This window comes from Leifsonia sp. C5G2, assembly GCF_013359685.1.
Classification (GTDB): domain Bacteria; phylum Actinomycetota; class Actinomycetes; order Actinomycetales; family Microbacteriaceae; genus Leifsonia.
In genome coordinates this window covers 1-13,351 of sequence record NZ_JABFMV010000010.1, presented here as the reverse complement: position 1 = coordinate 13,351, position 13,351 = coordinate 1, and the positions used below count along the sequence as shown (strand labels likewise).

Below are 13,351 nucleotides of genomic sequence, written 5' to 3'. Positions count from 1 at the left end.
GCGGCGGTCGCTTGGGCGTCGTTCGGCGCGCGCCCGACGCAACGCTCCATCCGTGGGTCGCAACACGCCGCAACCCGTCGCGCGCAACGGCGTGTTGCGGCCCATGGATGCGTCTGGTTGACGGGACGCGCCGTCGCCGCTCTCCGCCGCACGGCGTGTCGCGTCAACCAGGCGCGGCGGTCGCCCGGGCGTCGTTCGGCGCGCGCCGGGCGCAACGCTCCATCCGTGGGTCGCAACACGCCGCAACCCGTTGCCCGCAACGGCGTGTTGCGGCCCATGGATGCGTCTGGTTGACAGGACGCGCCGTCGCCGCGCTCCGCCGCGCGGCGTGTCGCGTCAACCAGGCGGGAGCGGGGAGCGGAGCACCGTCAGGAGTCGAAGCCGAGGCCGACGGCGTCGAGGGTGCGGAGGAAGGCGTTGCGCCGGCCGCCGCGGTGGTCCGCCTGGTCGAGCGACCAGCGGGTGAGGTTGATGCCGACGGCGGCGGCCGGCTCGGGCGGGAACGGCAGCGGGCGGGTGCGCACCATCTCCAGCTCGGTGCGCTCCGTGGTGCGGCCGGCCAGCAGGTCCAGCATCACCTGCGCGCCGAAGTGCGTCGCCGCGACGCCGAGCCCGGTGTAGCCGGCGGCGTAGGCGACCTTGCCGTCGCGGGCTGAGCCGAAGAACGCGCAGAACCGGCTGCAGGTGTCGATCGCGCCGGCCCAGCGGTGTGTGAAGGTGAGCCCCTCCAGCTGCGGGAACGTGGTGAAGAAGTGGCTCGCCAGCCTCCGGAACGTCTCCGGCCGGTCCTCGTACGCCTCCCGCACGCGGCCGCCGTAGTGGTAGATCGCGTCATAGCCGCCGAACAGGATGCGGTCGTCGGCGGTGAGCCGGTAGTAGTGGAACTGGTTCGCCGAGTCGCCGATGCCCTGCCGGCCCTCCCAGCCGATCGACGCCCGCTGCGCCGCGGAGAGCGGCTCGCTCATCAGCACGTAGTCGTACACGGGGACGGTCGCGAGCCGGTTGCGGCGCAGCAGGCTCGGGAAGACGTTGGTGGCGAGGGCCGTCCGCCGGGAGCGGAGGGTGCCGGTCGGGGTCTCGAGCACCGTGCCGTCGCCGATGCTCTCCACCGGGCTGTGCTCGAAGATCTCGACGCCGGCGTCCACGCAGGCGCGGGCGAGCGCCCGGGCGAGCTTGGCGGGGTGGACGAGGGCCGAATCCCGCGTACGCAGCAGTCCCGCCTCGTAGGTGGGCGAGTGGACGAGGGAGCGGACCGCGTCCCGGTCGAGCAGCGTCGCCTCCGGACCCTCGGCTTCGCGCAGCCACTCCACCTGGTGCGGCTCGGTGGCGACATCCAGCGCGCCGTTGCGTTCGAACTCGGCGTCGAGCCCGAGCTCGGCGACGATGCTCTCGATCTCGTCGAGGTTGCGCATCCCGAGCCGCTGGAGCTTGTCGAACTCGCCGGGCCAGCGGCTGCGGCCGTTCTCGTCGCCGTGGGTCAGGCTCGCCTCGCAGAAGCCGCCGTTGCGACCGGACGCGGCCCAGCCGACCCGGCGCCCCTCCAGCACCACGACGCGCGCCGACGGGTCCTCGCGCTTGGCGAGCAGGGCCGTCCAGAGACCGGTGTAGCCGGCGCCGACGACGGCGACGTCACAGCCCAGGTCGCCGTGCAGCTGCGGGTAGCGGTCGCTCGGGGCGTCCTCGGTCCAGAACACCGCCTGGCGGCTGGAGGCGAGGGCGTGACGCACCACCGCGTCGGCCGGGCGTTCGCGTTCGAAGACGGTGCTGGTCCGGGAGGGGCTCACGCCGCCATTCTGCCCGACCGGGTGGTGGCCGTTCGTCGGGAAAGGGGTGCGCGTCCAGGCAATCCGTCCGGTCGGATGAGCACGTTCGCAGCGAAATGCCGGGATGCGCGGCGGAGCCGAGCCAGTAGTGTAAGCCGCGCACCACGAAGGGAGGCGGCCGTGAGCAACGCAGGGCGCGTGACGATCGCGGGGCTCGCCGAGCAGCTCGGCCTGTCCAAGGCGTCCGTGTCGTACGCGCTGAACGGCCTGCCCGGGGTCAGTGACGAGACCCGGGAGCGCGTGCTCGCGCTCGCCGAGCAGCTCGGCTGGCACCCCAGCTCGTCCGCGCGTGCGCTCTCGCGTGCGCGCTCCGACACGATCGGGATCGTGCTGCGCCGCGACCCCAGCCTGCTCGGCGCCGAGCCCTACTACATGAGCCTCCTCGCCGGCGTCGAGAGCGAGCTGTCGGAGACCGGGCAGTCGCTGCTGCTGCGCATGGTCGGCGCGGACGCCGGGCAGGAGGTGGCCGCCTACCGCCGGTGGAGCGCCGAGGCACGGGTGGACGGGGTCATGCTGTTCGACATCACGTTCGACGACCCCAGGCCCGCGCTGCTCGAGCAACTCGGCCTCGCCTACGTGCTGCACGGCAATCGCGAGACGCTCGCGCCGGGCAAGGTGCTGCTGTACGACGCCCGGGCCGACGCGGAGGTGCTCGTGCGGCACCTCGCCTCCCTCGGCCACAGGAGGGCGCTGCACATCGCAGGTCCCGCCGAGTTCGAGCACGAGGCGGACCGGCGGGACGCCGTGGGCGCGACCGCGCGCGAGCTCGGCCTCGACTTCGTGTTCGCGGCGTCCGACTACTCGATGGGGTCGGGGGAGCGGATCGCCGGCGAGACGATCGCGGCCGACCCGGCCATCACCGCCGTGCTCACCTCCAACGACCTGCTCGCGCTCGGCGCGCAGACGGCCCTCAACCGCGCCGGCCGGGACGACGTGGCGATCGTCAGCTGGGACGACTCCCTGCTCTGCCGGCTCGGGACGAGGCCCATCACCGCGCTCGACCGGTCACCCGAGGAGCAGGGCCGCCGCTCGACCCGGATGCTGCTCGACCAGCTCGCAGGCACTCCCACGCCCGACCACCGCGCCCGCGAGAGCCGCCTCATCGCGCGCGCGACCAGCATCCCCGCGCCGGCCCACACCGCGCGCTGACGCGCGCGGGCCCCGCCGGGGCGCGACTCGTGACGAATCGCGACCATTCGTGACGAATCGCGACCATTCGTCACGAGTCGCGAATCGCTACCGTTCGTGACCCATCGCGCCGATTGGTGACGAGTCGCGACTAGTTGCGATCATTCGTGACGAGTCGCGACCATACGTCACGAATCGCGGCGATTCGTGACGAGTCGCGGGCGGGGGTGTGAGCGCAGCGCGACCGGGGTTCACGCGGGGCACGAGACCGCCCGGTATACCCTCGGACGAGGTGAAGTCAAGGATTGACACCTGAACCGGTTAAGTTAGGCTTCCCCTGCGCCCGGCCGCTCGCCCTTCGAACCCGACCGGGAGCGCCCCCATCAAGAGACGAAGGAGTCACAATGAGGAAACGCGCCATCGCCGTCGCGGCACTGGCCGCTGCGGTCTCGCTCGTGGTCGCGGGCTGCAGCAGCTCGGGGTCCGGAGGGTCGTCCAGCGGGTCGACGCTCACCTACTGGGCCAGCAACCAGGGGACCAGCCTCGACAACGACAAGCAGGTCCTCACCCCGGTCCTGGACAAGTTCACCAAGGAGACCGGCGTCAAGGTCAAGCTCGAGGTCATCGGGTGGAACGACCTGCAGACGCGCATCCAGACCGCCGTCACCTCCGGCCAGGGACCGGACGTCCTCAACATCGGCAACACCTGGGCCGCGTCGCTGCAGGCGACCGGCGCGTTCCTGCCGTTCGACGACGCCAACATGAAGGCCATCGGCGGCAGCGACAAGTTCGTGAAGGCCGCGCTCGCCACCGGCGGTGCCGAGGGCAAGCCGGTCACCAGCGTCCCGCTGTACGGGCTCGCCTACGGCCTCTACTACAACAAGAAGATGTTCACCGACGCCGGCGTGCAGCCGCCGACGACGTGGGAGGAGCTCGTCGCCGCAGCGAAGAAGCTGACCAACGGCACCACCTACGGGTTCGCCCTCGCGGCCGGCAGCTACACCGAGAACGTGCACTTCGCGTTCATCAACTCGGCGCAGAACGGCGGGGAGTGGTTCGACAAGAAGGGCAACCCCACCTTCGACAGCCAGGCCAACGTCGACGGCATCAAGCGCTACCTCGACCTGATGCAGACCGACAAGGTCGTCAACCCGTCGAACGCGCAGTACGACAACGGCGTGCAGGCGGTCAACGACTTCGCCACCGGCAAGGTCGCGATGATCCTCAGCCAGAACAACGCCGACGCCTCCATCGTCGCGAACGGCATGACGAACGATCAGTACGGCGTCGTCCCCTTCCCGGCCCCCGAAGGCGGCAAGGACATCGCCACCTTCATCGCCGGCATCAACCTGTCGATCTTCAAGAACACGAAGAACAAGGATGCGGCCCTCAAGTTCGTGAAGTACATGACGAGCAACGACGTCCAGACCACCCTCGGCAAGCCGTACGCGAGCCTGCCGGTGCTGAACGACGCCAAGCCGGTGTTCACGGACAACGCCGAGGAGGCCGCGACCTTCCAGAAGATCTACAACGACATGTCCAAGCCGCTCCCGCTGGTGCCGGCCGAGGACCAGTTCGAGAACACGGTCGGAAAGGCGATGAACGACATGTTCGCCAAGATCGCCACCGGCAGCACGGTCTCCGACGCCGACATCAAGTCGGCGCTGAAGAACGCGCAGGACCAGGTCAAGCAGTCCCTGGGCGGCTGATCCGCCGAAGCATCGCACGCCGGGCGGGGCGCAGCCGCGTCCCGCCCGGCGTTCAGCCACACCCGTAAGGAGACCCATGTCGACGACGACAGACGTCCGCGGCCCCGCCGTCACCGTGCCGCCCGCCGCTGCCCCTCCGAAGCCGAAACGGCGCCGCCCCAAGGGGTGGTGGCTGCCGTTCGTGCTGCTCGCTCCGGCCATCGTGTTCGAGCTGCTCATCCACGTGGTCCCGATGCTCACCGGTATCTGGATCAGCTTCACCCAGCTGACCAAGTTCTACATCGCCAACTGGGGCGAGGCGCCCTTCGTCGGGCTCAAGAACTACGCGGTCGCGCTCGACTTCAACGGCTCGGTCGGCCAGGGGCTGCTCAAGTCGTTCTTCGTGACGGTCGGGTTCACCATCCTGGTCGTCGGCCTCTCCTGGGTGCTCGGGATGGCCGCGGCCGTCGCGCTGCAGGAGCGGTTCCGGGGCCGCGCGTTCTTCCGGACGCTGTTCCTGGTGCCGTACGCGCTGCCGCTGTACGCCGGCATCATCACCTGGAAGTTCATGTTCCAGAAGGACACCGGCGCGATCAACCACTTCCTGTTCGACAACCTCGGCCTGCCGGGCGACAAGCCGTTCTGGCTGATCGGCGGCAACGCGTTCTGGTCGATCGTCATCGTCGCGATCTGGCGGCTCTGGCCGTTCGCCTTCCTGATGCTGATGGCCGGCCTCCAGTCGATCCCGTCGGACGTCTACGAGGCCTCGGCGGTGGATGGGGCCAGGCCCTTCCGGCAGTGGCGCTCGATCACCCTGCCGATGCTGCGGCCGGTGAACCTCGTGCTGCTGCTCGTGATGTTCCTGTGGACCTTCAACGACTTCAACACCCCGTACGTGCTGTTCGGGAGCACAGCCCAACCCGCGGCGGGCGACCTGATCTCCTTCCACATCTACAACGCGTCGTTCCTGACCTGGAACTTCGGCTCCGGCGCCGCCATGAGCGTGCTGCTGCTGCTGTTCCTGCTGATCGTGACCGGCATCTACCTGCTCGTCGTCAACCGGAGGAGCCGCAATGCGTGAGACCCGCTCATCCCATGTCTTCCGCTGGGTCACCATCGCGGTGCTGACGGTGTTCACCGTCGTCCCGCTGTATGTGATGATCACGTCGTCGGTGAAGCCGCTGTCGGAGGTGCAGTCGGCGTTCACCTGGTGGCCGCAGACGATCACCTTCCAGCCGTTCATCGACATGTGGTCGACCGTGCCGCTGGCGTCGTACTTCGTGAACAGCCTCATCGTGTCGAGCGCGGCGACCCTGATCTCGCTGGTGATCGCGGTGTTCGCCGCCTACGCGGTGTCGCGGTACCGGTTCAAGGGACGCGGCGTGTTCACGACCACCGTGCTGTCGACCCAGATGTTCCCCGGCGTGCTGTTCCTGCTGCCGCTGTTCCTCATCTTCGTCAACATCAACCAGGCGACCGGCATCCAGCTGGTCGGCACGCGCTGGGGCCTCATCATCACGTACTTCACGTTCGTGCTGCCGTTCTCGATCTGGATGCTCGCCGGCTACTTCGACAACATCCCGCGCGAGCTCGACGAGGCGGCGAAGGTGGACGGCTCGGGCGCGATGGGCGCGCTCTGGCACGTCGTCATACCGGCCGCCCGGCCGGGGCTCATCGCGGTCGCGATCTACTCGTTCATGACCAGCTGGGGCGAGGTGCTGTTCGCGTCGGTGATGACGACCGACGAGAACAGGACGCTCGCGGTCGGGTTGCAGCTGTACTCCACCCAGACCAACGTCTACTGGAACCAGATCATGGCGGCGTCGCTGGTGGTGTCCATCCCGATCGTGGTGGCGTTCCTGCTGCTGCAGCGCAACTTCGTCGCCGGGCTCACCGCCGGCGCGGTCAAGTGAGCCGCGGCCCCTCCCCGAAGAAAGGCATCATGGATCGACCTTCCCCGGTCTTGCAGGTCGGCGACGCCCCGGTGGTGTGGCTCGGCGCCAACTTCTGGTCGCGCACCGGCGGCCCGCTGATGTGGACCCGCTACGACCCGGCGGTCGTGCGCGAGGAGCTGCGCGTGCTCGCCGACCACGGCCTGAACATGACGCGCTCGTTCTTCTACTGGCCCGACTTCCATCCCACGCCCGACTCGCTCGACGAGCAGTGCGTGGCGAACTTCGCCGACTTCCTCGACGCGCACACCGAGGTGGGCATGACGACGGTGCCGACGTTCCTGGTGGGGCACATGTCGGGGGAGAACTGGGACCCGGTGTGGCGGGAGGGTCGCGACCTGTACCGCGACGTCTGGTTCGTCGGCCGGCAGGCCTGGTACGTGCGGGAGCTGACCGCGCGGTTCGCGTCGCATCCCGCCGTCGCCGGCTGGCTGCTGACCAACGAGGTGCCGATCTACGGCGGGGAGGCGCCGCGTCCCATCGTCGACGCGTGGGCGTCGCTGCTGGTGGATGCGGTGCGCGCGGGCGGCGGCACCCAGCCGGTCGCGGTCGGCGACGGCGCCTGGGGGATCGAGACGACCGGTCACGACAACGGCTTCTCGGTGCGCGACCTGGCCGAGTTCACCGACTTCATCGGGCCGCACGTGTACCGGATGGAGACCGATCAGATCCGGCAGCACCTGAAGGCGGCGTTCATCGCGGAGCTGTCGGCGACCCAGGGGCTCCCCGTGATCATGGAGGAGTTCGGGCTGACCAGCGACTTCGTGTCGGACGAGGGTGCGGCCTCCTACTACCGGCAGCTGCTGTACTCGACGCTGCTGGCGGGCGCGACCGGCTGGATCGCCTGGAACAACACCGACTACGACGACCTCGCCGACCAGCGGCCGTACTCGCACCATCCGTTCGAGATGCACTTCGGCATCACCGACCGGCACGGGAATCCGAAGCCGCCGCTGCGCGAGCTCGCGCGGTTCGCTGCGGACCTCGCCGCGATCGACCTGCCGCAGGTGCGCCGGTCGCCGGTGGATGCCGCGCTCGTCGTGCCGTCGCACCTCGCCGAGGACTACCCGTTCACCAACGAGGCCGAGCGCGCGCACATCGTGGCGACCGGGGAGCAGGCGTACGTGGCGGCGCACGAGGCGCACATCCCGGTCGCCGTGGTGCGCGAGAAGGCCGACGGCGGGCTGCCGGCCGGGTACGGGCTGTACCTGCTGCCCTCGGTGAAGCAACTGTGCGCGAGCTCGTGGGAGCAGCTGGTGTCGCTCGCGCGCGACGGCGCGACCGTGTACGCGTCGTACTCGCACGGGACGAGCGGCGTGCAGCGCGGGCCCTGGTGGGCGCACACCGAGGAGCTGTTCGGGGTGCGGATGGACTCCGCGTACGGGCTCGCGGAGCCGGTGACGGATGAGAGCGTGGTGCTGCGGTTCACCTCCGACTTCGGTCCGCTCGCGGCCGGGACGGAGCTGCGCTTCGCGGCCGCCGGCAACGAGAACGGGCGCACGTACCTCCCGGTGCGGGCGACATCGGGACAGGTGGTCGCGGTCGACGCGCATGGTCGCCCGGCGATCGTGGTGCAGGAGCACGGTGCGGGACGCGCGGTGCTGTCGACGTATCCGCTCGAGTTCTTCGCCTCGGCGCAGGCGCGGGTGAACCCCGAGCAGACGTGGCGGCTGTACGACGCGCTCGCCGCGGTGGCGGACGTGGAGCGGGACGTGCTCCTCGACGACCCGCGCCTCTTCACCGACACGCTGGTGCACGCCGACGGCCGCCGCTTCGTCGTGTTCCTCTCGCAGCACGAGACCCCCGTCACCGTCACCCCGTCCGTCCCGGGCGGCACGCTCACCACCCTCGACGGCGCCCCGGCTCCCGAACTCGATCTCGCCCCCTACGGCGCCGCCCTCCGCCTCCTCACCCTCGACTGACAGGCGCTCTCCGTCCCCAGCCATCAGCTCCTGAGTTCTTCGAGCGACACGCCGCTGCGGACTCGAAGAACTCAGGAGCTGACGGCTTGGGGATGGGGTCAGGAGGCGGCGGGGGCGTGGCGGTCGAGGAAGGCGTAGACCTCGGTGGGGTCGACGCCGGGGAAGGTACCGGTCGGGAGGGCGGCGAGCAGGGAGGTGGGCGTGCGGGCGGCGGGCCACGCCATCCCGGTCCAGCGGTCCGCCAGAGCGGCGGGCGGCCGCCGGCAGCACGACTCGTCGGGGCAGCGCGAGACCGCGCGGTGCGGCGTCTCGCGGCCGCGGAACCACTTCACGTGCGCGAACGGGACGCCGACGCTGACCGAGTAGTCGCCCTCCTTCGCCTTCTCCACGCGTGACGTGCACCAGAACGTGCCGCTCGGGGTGTCGGTGTACTGGTAGTAGGGGCTGAACCGGTCGGCCACGTCGAACACCGTGCGCGCGGTCCAGCTGCGGCATACCGGCGTGCCTTCGACCGCACCGAGCGCATCCGACGGGAACACCACCGCGTCGTTCTCGTACGCCTTGATGATCGTGCCCGACTCGTGCACCTTCATGAAGTGCACGGGGATGCCGAGCCGCGCCGTCGCGAGGTTGGTGAACCGGTGCGCGGCGGTCTCGTACGACACCGCGAACGCGTCGCGGAGGTCCTCCATCGAGATGCGGCGGAAGTTCTTCGCCTCGGTGAGGAACGCCACCGCATCCTTCTCGGGGAGCAGCAGCGCCGCGGTGAGGTAGTTGGTCTCCACGCGCTGCCGCAGAAAATCGGCGTAGTTTCTCGGCTCGTCGTGGCCGAGCACATGCGAGGCGAAGGCCTGCAGAATGGGCGAGCGCGAGTCCCGGGAGGCCGACTGCTCGGTGGGCAGATAGATGCGCCCGTTCCGCCGGTCGGTCACCGAACGGGTGGAGTGGGGGAGGTCGCCGACGTAGTGCAGCGAGTAGCCGAGGTGGTCGGCCATGTCGGTCACCGTCTGGTGCGACACCGGCCCTCCGGTGTGCCCGACGGCCGAGAGCAGGTCGGCCGCGATGGTCTCGAGCTCGGCGAAGTGGTTGTCGCGCGCCCGCATGGTCGCGCGCAGCTCCGCGTTGGCGCGGCGGGCTTCCTCAGGGGTGGCGGCGCGTTCGCGGTGCAAGCGCTCGACCTCCTGGTGCAGCGCCAGGATCGCCTGCAATGTCGCGTCGGGAACGGTCCGCCCGACCCGCACGGGGTCGATCCCGAGGGAGGCGAACACGGGCCCGCGCTGCGCCCGCTCGACCGCGATCTCGAGGGCTGCGCGTTCGTCCGGCGGCTCCGGCGCGAGCAGGTCGTCGACCGTGACCTCCAGCGCCGCCGCGATCTGCCGCAGCTGCGCGAGCCGCGGCTCGCGGTTGCCGTTCTCGATCGTGGACACCTGCGACGGCGCCCGGTCGAGGGCCGCGGCCAGCGCTTCCAGCGTCATCCCGCGCCGCTGCCGGAACGCGCGGATGCGGCGGCCGAGGGTGAGAGCGTCGGCCGCGAGGGTCTCGTCGTGCACGTCGTCGATGACGGTCATGCCAGCCATGGTGACACCACCGGGAACTTCTGGCAAACAGAAGAACGGCCGGATTTCCGTCCGCCGATCCGGTCGCGGGGTGGTGCGCAGGGCGAAGGATCGTGTCATCCGATCAGACCTATGATCCGACCGATGGAGGTCACCATGAGCACCGACAACCGTCCAGGCGACACGACGCAGACCCCCGCCGAGCTCCAGCTGGAGTGGGACGCGGACCCGCGCTGGACCGGCATCCGACGCGACTACACGGCCGACGACGTCGTGGCCCTGCGCGGACCGGTCCGCGAGGAGCAGACCCTCGCCCGCCGCGGCGCGGAGCGGCTGTGGCAGCTGCTGCAGCGCGAGAGCACCCCGGAGGACCCGCGCTGGGTCGCCGCCCTCGGCGCACTGACCGGCAACCAGGCCGTGCAGCAGGTGCGCGCGGGTCTCGAGGCCATCTACCTCTCCGGCTGGCAGGTCGCCGCCGACGCCAACCTGGCCGGCCAGACCTACCCCGACCAGAGCCTGTACCCGGCGAACTCCGTCCCGGCCGTCGTCCGCCGCATCAACAACGCGCTGTTGCGCGCCGGCCAGATCGAGGGCACCGACGGGCCGGTCGCCGAGTGGATGGCGCCGATCGTCGCCGACGCCGAGGCCGGCTTCGGCGGCCCGCTGAACGCCTACGAGCTCATGCACTCCATGGTCCAGGCCGGGGCCGCGGGCGTGCACTGGGAGGACCAGCTGGCCAGCGAGAAGAAGTGCGGGCACATGGGCGGCAAGGTGCTCATCCCGACCGGGCAGCACATCCGCACCCTGAACGCCGCCCGGCTCGCGGCCGACGTGGCGGGCGTGCCCACCATCGTGATCGCGCGCACCGACGCGCTCGCCGCCACCCTGCTCACGAGCGACCATGATGAGCGCGACCGGCCGTTCCTGACCGGCACGCGCACGGCGGAGGGGTTCCACGAGGTGCGGAACGGGATCGACCCGGTCATCGCCCGCGGCCTCGCCTACGCGCCCTACGCGGACCTGCTCTGGGTGGAGTCCGCCGAGCCCGACCTGGAGCTCGCCCGCCGCTTCGCCGAGGCGGTGCACGCCGAGTTCCCCGGCAAGAAGCTCGCCTACAACTGCTCGCCGTCGTTCAACTGGCGCCGCCACCTCGACGACGAGACCATCGCCCGGTTCCAGCGCGAGTTGGCGGCGATGGGCTACGCCTTCCAGTTCATCACCCTGGCCGGCTTCCACGCCCTAGGCCACTCCATGTTCACGCTCGCCCGGGACTACTCCACCCGGCACATGAGCGCCTACGTCGACCTGCAGGAGGCGGAATTCGCCTCCGAGGCCGACGGGTACACGGCGACCCGCCACCAGCGGGAGGTCGGCACCGGCTACTTCGACCGCGTCGCGAGCGCGCTCAACCCCGACAGCGCAACGCTCGCCCTGGCCGGATCCACCGAAGCACACCAGTTCTGATCCCCAGCCATCGACTCCGGAGTTCTTCGAGCGACACGCCGCGGCGGACTCGAAGAACTCAGGAGCTGAGGGCTCGTACGTAAGGAAGAGACCATGATCCAGATCACCGGGCCGCGGATCGACCGCGGCGACGACATCCTGACCCCGGAGGCCATCGCCTTCGTCGACCACCTGCACCAGGCGTTCGCCGGCCGACGGCAGGAGCTCCTGGCCGAGCGCCGGCGCCACCGCGAGGAGGCCGGGAACGGCCGCGACCCCCGCTTCCTCAGCAGCACCGCCGCCATCCGCGAGGACGACACCTGGCGCGTGGCGGGCGCCGGCCCCGGCCTCGAGGACCGTCGGGTGGAGATCACCGGCCCGACCGACCCCAAGATGGCGATCAACGCGCTCAACTCGGGCGCCCGGGTCTGGCTCGCCGACCTGGAGGATGCGACCAGCCCCACCTGGGCGAACATCGTCGGCGGTCAAGGCACCCTGTTCGACGCCGTGCGCGGCCGGCTCGCCTTCACCAGCGCGGAGGGCAAGGACTACCGGGTCACCACGCCGCTGGAGCACACCCCGACGATCGTGATGCGCCCGCGCGGCTGGCACCTGGTGGAGAAGCACCTCGCCTTCACCGACCGGGCCGGCCGCTCCACGCCGGCCAGCGCCTCGCTCACCGACTTCGGGCTGTACTTCTGGCACAACGCCCAGGCCGTGGTGGATGCGGGCCGCGGCCCGTACTTCTACCTCCCGAAGCTGGAGTCGCACCTGGAGGCACGGCTGTGGAACGACATCTTCGTCTTCGCGCAGCAGCGCATCGGGATGCCGGTCGGCACCATCCGGGCGACCGTGCTCATCGAGACGATCCCCGCGGCGTTCGAGATGGACGAGATCCTGTACGAGCTGCGCGACCACTGCGCGGGCCTGAACGCCGGACGCTGGGATTACATCTTCTCGATGATCAAGACGTTCCAGGGCCGCGGCCGCCGGTTCGCGTTCGGAGACCGCGACCGCATCACGATGACCGTGCCGTTCATGCGGGCCTACACGGAGCTGCTGGTCGCCACCTGCCACCGCCGCGGCGCGCACGCGATCGGCGGGATGAGCGCCTTCATCCCGAACCGGAAGGACGCCGAGGCGACCGAGCGGGCGCTGCAGAAGGTCGCCGACGACAAGCGGCGGGAGGCCGGCGACGGCTTCGACGGCACCTGGGTGGCGCATCCCGACCTCATCCCGACAGCGCTGGCCGAGTTCGACGCGGTGCTGGGGGAGCGCCCGAACCAGGTGGAGCGGCAGCGGGACGACGTCCACGTCACGGCGGACGACCTGCTGGATGTGGCCGGCGCCGACGCGACCGTCACCGACGGCGGGGTGCGCGCCAACGTCTCGGTTGCGCTCCGCTACCTGGAGGCGTGGTTGCGCGGCACGGGCGCCGTCGCGATCGACGGGCTGATGGAGGACGCGGCGACCGCCGAGATCTCTCGGTCGCTGCTGCGCCAGTGGATCGACAACCGCATCGTCACCGCGGAGGGCGCCCCGGTCGACGCGGCGCTGGTGTCGCACGTCCTCGACGAGGAGCAGGCCCGGCTGGAGACGGACGGCTCCCGCTTCGCGGACGCCGCCGACCTGCTGCGCGAGGTGGTGCTGGGGGAGGACGTCCCGACGTTCCTCACGATCCCGGCGTACGCGCGGTACCTGGTCGACACCGCTCCGTCGGAGGAGGACCTGGCGCTCGCCGGCTGACCCCTCCCCGATTCGTGCCGAATGTGCGCCTCGAGCGCCTCAAAGTCAAATGGTGGATGCATCAGGCGGCGGTGAGGAGTTGAGCGAGGGCTT

At 70.4% G+C, this 13,351-nt stretch carries 9 protein-coding genes; 7 read left to right on the top strand and 2 right to left on the bottom strand.

The window, feature by feature from the left end; genetic code table 11:
• Positions 1 to 368: 368 nt before the first annotated feature.
• Positions 369 to 1,784 (bottom strand): NAD(P)/FAD-dependent oxidoreductase, encoded by a 1,416-nt coding sequence (locus HNO83_RS13420; protein WP_175338028.1) that lies wholly within the window; start codon positions 1,782 to 1,784, stop codon positions 369 to 371.
• Between the two features lie 159 nt (positions 1,785 to 1,943).
• On the opposite strand from HNO83_RS13420, the gene HNO83_RS13415 reads away from it, so the two are divergent.
• The 5 genes from HNO83_RS13415 (at position 1,944) to HNO83_RS13395 (ending at position 8,513) form a co-directional block, all read left to right on the top strand.
• Complete coding sequence (locus HNO83_RS13415; RefSeq protein WP_175338027.1) at positions 1,944 to 2,972, top strand: LacI family DNA-binding transcriptional regulator; 1,029 nt, start codon at positions 1,944 to 1,946, stop codon at positions 2,970 to 2,972.
• A gap of 383 nt (positions 2,973 to 3,355) precedes the next feature.
• The gene (locus HNO83_RS13410; protein WP_175338026.1) at positions 3,356 to 4,660 is read left to right on the top strand and encodes an ABC transporter substrate-binding protein; all 1,305 of its coding nucleotides are present in this window, start codon (positions 3,356 to 3,358) and stop codon (positions 4,658 to 4,660) included.
• A 76-nt stretch (positions 4,661 to 4,736) separates the two neighbouring features.
• Complete coding sequence (locus tag HNO83_RS13405) at positions 4,737 to 5,720, top strand: carbohydrate ABC transporter permease (protein ID WP_175338025.1); 984 nt, start codon at positions 4,737 to 4,739, stop codon at positions 5,718 to 5,720.
• Complete coding sequence (locus tag HNO83_RS13400) at positions 5,713 to 6,552, top strand: carbohydrate ABC transporter permease (RefSeq protein WP_175338024.1); 840 nt, start codon at positions 5,713 to 5,715, stop codon at positions 6,550 to 6,552. Before HNO83_RS13405 ends, HNO83_RS13400 begins: the two co-directional genes overlap by 8 nt.
• Before the next feature lie 29 nt (positions 6,553 to 6,581).
• Positions 6,582 to 8,513, top strand: coding sequence for a cellulase family glycosylhydrolase (locus HNO83_RS13395; RefSeq protein WP_175338023.1), 1,932 nt, complete (start codon positions 6,582 to 6,584; stop codon positions 8,511 to 8,513).
• Positions 8,514 to 8,611: 98 nt separating this feature from the next.
• Here HNO83_RS13395 and HNO83_RS13390 read toward each other — a convergent pair whose 3' ends face one another.
• Entirely contained in the window at positions 8,612 to 10,090 is a 1,479-nt protein-coding gene (locus HNO83_RS13390; protein WP_175338022.1) for a helix-turn-helix transcriptional regulator, read from the bottom strand.
• A gap of 123 nt (positions 10,091 to 10,213) precedes the next feature.
• On the opposite strand from HNO83_RS13390, the gene aceA reads away from it, so the two are divergent.
• Together aceA and aceB are read left to right on the top strand one after the other, a co-directional pair.
• Entirely contained in the window at positions 10,214 to 11,533 is a 1,320-nt protein-coding gene (aceA, locus tag HNO83_RS13385) for an isocitrate lyase (RefSeq protein ID WP_249776730.1), read from the top strand.
• A 93-nt stretch (positions 11,534 to 11,626) separates the two neighbouring features.
• Complete coding sequence (gene aceB / locus HNO83_RS13380; protein ID WP_175338021.1) at positions 11,627 to 13,258, top strand: malate synthase A; 1,632 nt, start codon at positions 11,627 to 11,629, stop codon at positions 13,256 to 13,258.
• Positions 13,259 to 13,351: the final 93 nt, after the last annotated feature.